A 4613-nucleotide genomic window follows, 5' to 3' on the forward strand; every position below is an offset into this window, starting at 1 on the left:
GAGGCGGCCGGCGCCATTCCAGGCATCAAGGTCGATTTGGGGGCAAAGTCGCTTGCCAATTTTCCCGGCGAAATGATCACTGAAGGTCTCGACGGTCTGCTCGAACGGCTGAACGATTATCGTCGCCTAGGGGCGCGCTTCGCAAAATGGCGCGCGGTTATCGGCGTCGGTTCCGATAGGGGTATTCCAACGGATTACGCGATCGAGACGAATGCGCAAGCGCTCGCCCGCTACGCGGCGCTTTGCCAAAACGCCGATCTAGTGCCCATCGTCGAGCCCGAGGTCTTAATGGACGGCGACCATGATCTCGAGCGATGCGGCGAAGTGACCGAACGCGTATTGAAGACCGTCTTCATGCGGCTTTACGAAGCTCGGATCTTCCTCGAAGGAATGCTGCTGAAGCCCAATATGTTCGTCGCCGGACAAAAACATCCGAAGCGAGCATCGCCCGAAGAAGTCGCGCGTTCGACAGTTCGGGCGTTGAAAAATTGCGTTCCAGCGGCGATTCCAGGTGTCGCCTTCCTGTCGGGCGGCCAATCCGACATTGAGGCGACCGCAAATCTCAACGCCATTAATCGCCTTGGCGGGCCGTGGGCGCTGACTTTCAGTTACGGCCGAGCCTTGCAGACGGCGGCGTTGAAAACCTGGTCCGGAATGCCGAGCAATGTTCTCGACGCCCAGGCGGCTTTCACTCACCGAGCTCATATGAACGCGCTTGCCACCCAGGGACAATGGACGGAAATGGAAGAACGCGCCGCACCGTGACTGGTTGCGTTCCCGCTGGAAATATCCCTCACATTGGACGCGCTCGGTGGCATGGGCCGGCGGCGCGGCGGAGCGACGCTCGCGAAGTAGGCGGCGACGTCTTCGATTTGATGTTCGGTTGGTCGTGGCACGATGGCGGACATTGTCGCGTTGCAAGTGAATGCAAGAATGCGCCGTTTCACGGGCGTTGCTGCAGCTTGCTGCGAGCGTGAATGCTCCCATTCGAATCCGCCATGTGCACGTAGACTGACGCAGCCCTCAATTCGTTGTATCGGGACAGTCGAGACGCACCATTAGCGCAATGTATCGTTTGGCAGCGACCGGAAGCGGCAAGTCTGATTGGGCTCGCGGCCTTGTCGGTCCATTTTTTTAAACAGTTGTCAGGTTTCCGCGAGCTTTTGATGTTGGTCTGCCAAGGGCAATACAAAGCTAAAGATCGTGCCGCCACCGGCATTGGGGGCAACCCACAAGCGCCCATGATGAGCATTGATAATAGAGCGCGAGATAGACAGGCCAACGCCCATACCGTGTGGCTTCGTGGTTGTAAATTGTTCGAACAATCTGGCTTTGATTGCTTCCGAAATGCCCCGGCCCGTGTCAACAACATCGACCTGGATCTCATGTCCGTCTATCACGCGCGTGGACACGACTAATTCGCGCCGTTCGCAATGTTCCATCGCTTCGATGGCATTGCGCTTCAGGTTGACGATGACCTGCTGGATTTGGACTCTATTGATGAGCACCAAGTCCTTTTCCGCATCCAGTTTGACCATTGTCACGACGCCGCACTCCTTTGCGATAGAGTCGGTGAATTCGCAGGCGGTACGGACAACTTCGTTCAGATGATGAACGGTTTTGATCGTATCGCCCCGCGCGATAAATTGGCGCAGATTGTCCACTATTTCAGAAACGCGGAATACCTGCTTGGAGGCGTTGTCCAAGACCTGCTCTATTTCTGTTAAATCCCCCTTCCTAAGGAGCCTGCTCGCCATGTGGAGATAGGCGTTGATTCCCGAGAGGGGCTGTTTGAGTTCGTGCGCGAGCCCAACTGTCATATTCTCAATAATATCGAGACGGTCCGCGTGCAGATCATGCATTCGAGCTTCAAATCTGCGCCGCTCGCTTGAATCATGCACGAAGCCGACAAAGTACCGCTCGCCCTCGGCCTCGACCGCGGCGACTCCAAGCTCCATAGGAAAGACCGAGCCGTCTTGACGTTGTCCCTCGACCTGCCGACCGATGCCAATAATCTTGGCTTCTCCGGTGCGAAGATAATGGCTCAGGTAGTCATCATGCTGACTGCGATATGGCTCGGGCATCAGCATGCGGACATTTTGTCCGATTACTTCGTCGGGCCTGTATCCAAATAATGCGACCGCAGCAGGATTGAATGAAAGGATCGTTCCGGCTTCATCAATCGTGATGATGCCGTCCAAGGCGTTGTCGACGAGCGCAGCCAACAAGGGCTCGCGTAAGTGAGCCTTAGACAAGCTGGGGCTCGGGAGCATCGAACTGTATCGCTTTGTCTGTTGGACGAGGCCGATGGTCTCGCGGTGCCAGAGCAATTCGGCGGAGATCTTCTAACACGTTGAAAATAGTGCGTCCAATTCTAGAGCTGTTCGTGCGCGACAGTGATCGAGATGGCGAGACTGCGTAATGCTCGCAGCGCGACGCTCCGGTAAGCGTCGCGCTGCGCGTCCGCCCGCGGGCCGAGGCAGGGCGATATTCGTCTCGTGCGATTTATTCGTGTTGCGGATCGCATCGTTCAATTCGCGAGTGCGATCGCGCGTTGCACTGTCAATGTGCGAGATGAGGTGTACTAGCTGGTACTCGGTCTGACAGACGGCGCCTGGTTGAGCGGTCGGTTTTGATGTCTAACCTTGTCAGGCGGCGATCAATTTCTCCTTCGTCATCGGCATGGCGTCGAGAAAGGCTTGCATCGGCGTTTTGCCGAAACACCAGCGGCCTTGATGCGGGCGCTGTTCATTATAGTCGCTCACCCAAACGTCGAGATCGGCCTGCAGTTCGTCGATCAAACGATATCGTCATCGTCAGCGGCGTTTACAACGTCGCCGCAACCGCGCCTCGCACGGCTTTGGTGCGCGTCATTTTGAATTGGACCATGCGTAGTTCGGTGCGCGTCCATGCGGGGAACGAGTCGCCGGAAACATGGAGCGAGGATCAGGCGAGAAAGGGATCTAAGGAGTATGTCGCCATGTGCGTCATTTGCCATAGCGCACCGGGTGTTCCCGACATCGTCTTCATGATCCTTCCCTCCGGTTGAGCCTCCGGCGAAACTACAACGCCGGTAGGAGGGGCGGGCCATTCCATAATTTATCGGTCCCACATAGTCTGGCTCAAAGGTTCTGACGCCGGAGATGCGCGACAATTGCCCTCGTCACTGGCCGGCCTTGAGATTGCGATCGAGGTAGGTGGGGACGATCGCCTCGATCGCCCGCGGCGCGACTCCAAGTCCTTCCAATGTGGTTTCGGCGGCTTTCGCTTCGTCTGAGACGATGTTGTCACGGCGGAGCAATTCGACCTGGTCGGTCGTCATGGACAATAATTTCGGGAACAATCCAAAGGACAGCTTGCTCGCGAGTTGAGTGACACCGGCCATGAGCTTCCCGGTCTCGAAGCCGAGCGAGATGATATAGCGACGGCGCCTCGTAACATCACAGACATACTGAACCAGTTCGCGAAATGTCTTCACCTCGGGTCCACCCAGTTCGTAGGTTGCTCCAGGCATCGCCTTTCCATCCAAGGCGAGAACTATCGCCTGCGCGATGTCGTCCACGAAAACAGGTTGGAATCGCGTGCTTGCGCCGACCAAAGGCAGGATCGGCATAAGGCGCGCCATGGCCGCGAAACGGTTGAAAAAATCGTCCTCCGGACCGAATACGATCGACGGCCGAAAGATAATGGCTTGCGGCACGAGTTCATGCACCGCCGCCTCACCCTCGGCCTTGCTGCGGGCGTAACCGGAAGGAGAGTTCTTACGTGCGCCGATCGCCGATATGTGAACGAAGCGCGTTATGCCTGCTTCTTTGACTGCTTTGGCGACGGCGCGCGCCCCCCGCGACTGAATATCGGCGAATGTCTGATCGTCACTTTCGGTCAGGATTCCGACGAGATTGACTGCGGCGTCGACGCCCTCGAGCGCGGCGGCGATTGTTTGCGCATCGCGTAAATTAGCCTGAATTAGCTCGATTTGGCCCGGCTCGCCGAACGACTGCAGCTGGACGGCGAGTTCGGGCCGACGGCATGCGACTCGGACGCGCCAGCCGTCGCAAATCAGCGCCTGCACGACATGTCGTCCAATAAAGCCGGATCCACCAAATATTGTCGCCAGTCCTTTTCGCATTTGATTATCGTTCATTGTGAGCCTCGGATTATGGAAGTAGGCGTCGCTTGAGAACAGAAGTTGCTGCTCGAGGTGAGCTAGGCCCCGGTCCCGTCCGCGATGATGTCAGATAGGGGAACGACGGCGCGTGTCTCGTTTCAGACGAACGGATAACTTCGGTAATCGCATTAACAACAATTGGAACGGCTGCCCTGTAGTTGATTGGCGCGGTTCTCCGTAGTGCGGAACTCGAGGTAGACATGCGTGTTATGAATTGAGCCCGTTTCGGTGGCTGGCAAATGGCTTCCGTTAGTCCAGCGAACTAAATCTAGGCAGCGGAGATTAATGGCCAATCGGGGCCGTTCAGGATTCGCCGGTTTCGTCACAGACAGTCGGGCTCGAGCAAAAGGAGCTCGCCATGCAGCAGACTAGGGCTCGGACCCATAAAGTTGTTGGCTTGGGCGCGATGTCGTGATTCACAGCTTCCGAAAGGAAGCGCCAATGA

At 56.9% G+C, this 4613-nt stretch carries 3 protein-coding genes and 1 pseudogene; 1 reads left to right on the forward strand and 3 read right to left on the reverse strand.

Annotation, left to right across the window (positions count from 1 at the left end):
* The coding region (locus HUN39_RS18800; protein ID WP_175095957.1) for a class I fructose-bisphosphate aldolase at window positions 1–765 on the forward strand (765 nt) is incomplete at its 5' end.
* Between the two features lie 380 nt (window positions 766–1145).
* Here HUN39_RS18800 and HUN39_RS18805 read toward each other — a convergent pair.
* The 3 genes and pseudogenes from HUN39_RS18805 to HUN39_RS18815 all read right to left on the reverse strand — a co-directional run bounded on the left by HUN39_RS18805 (window position 1146) and on the right by HUN39_RS18815 (window position 4144).
* The gene (locus HUN39_RS18805) at window positions 1146–2225 is read right to left on the reverse strand and encodes a two-component system sensor histidine kinase NtrB (RefSeq protein ID WP_232366228.1); all 1080 of its coding nucleotides are present in this window, start codon (window positions 2223–2225) and stop codon (window positions 1146–1148) included.
* A gap of 423 nt (window positions 2226–2648) precedes the next feature.
* A pseudogene (locus HUN39_RS18810) lies at window positions 2649–2807 on the reverse strand (IS481 family transposase); the annotation flags it as partial.
* Window positions 2808–3163: 356 nt separating this feature from the next.
* The gene (locus HUN39_RS18815) at window positions 3164–4144 is read right to left on the reverse strand and encodes a complex I NDUFA9 subunit family protein (protein WP_175095959.1); all 981 of its coding nucleotides are present in this window, start codon (window positions 4142–4144) and stop codon (window positions 3164–3166) included.
* Between the last annotated feature and the right edge of the window lie 469 nt (window positions 4145–4613).

The sequence above is a fragment of the Methylocystis silviterrae genome, assembly GCF_013350005.1.
GTDB classification, from domain to species: domain Bacteria; phylum Pseudomonadota; class Alphaproteobacteria; order Rhizobiales; family Beijerinckiaceae; genus Methylocystis; species Methylocystis silviterrae.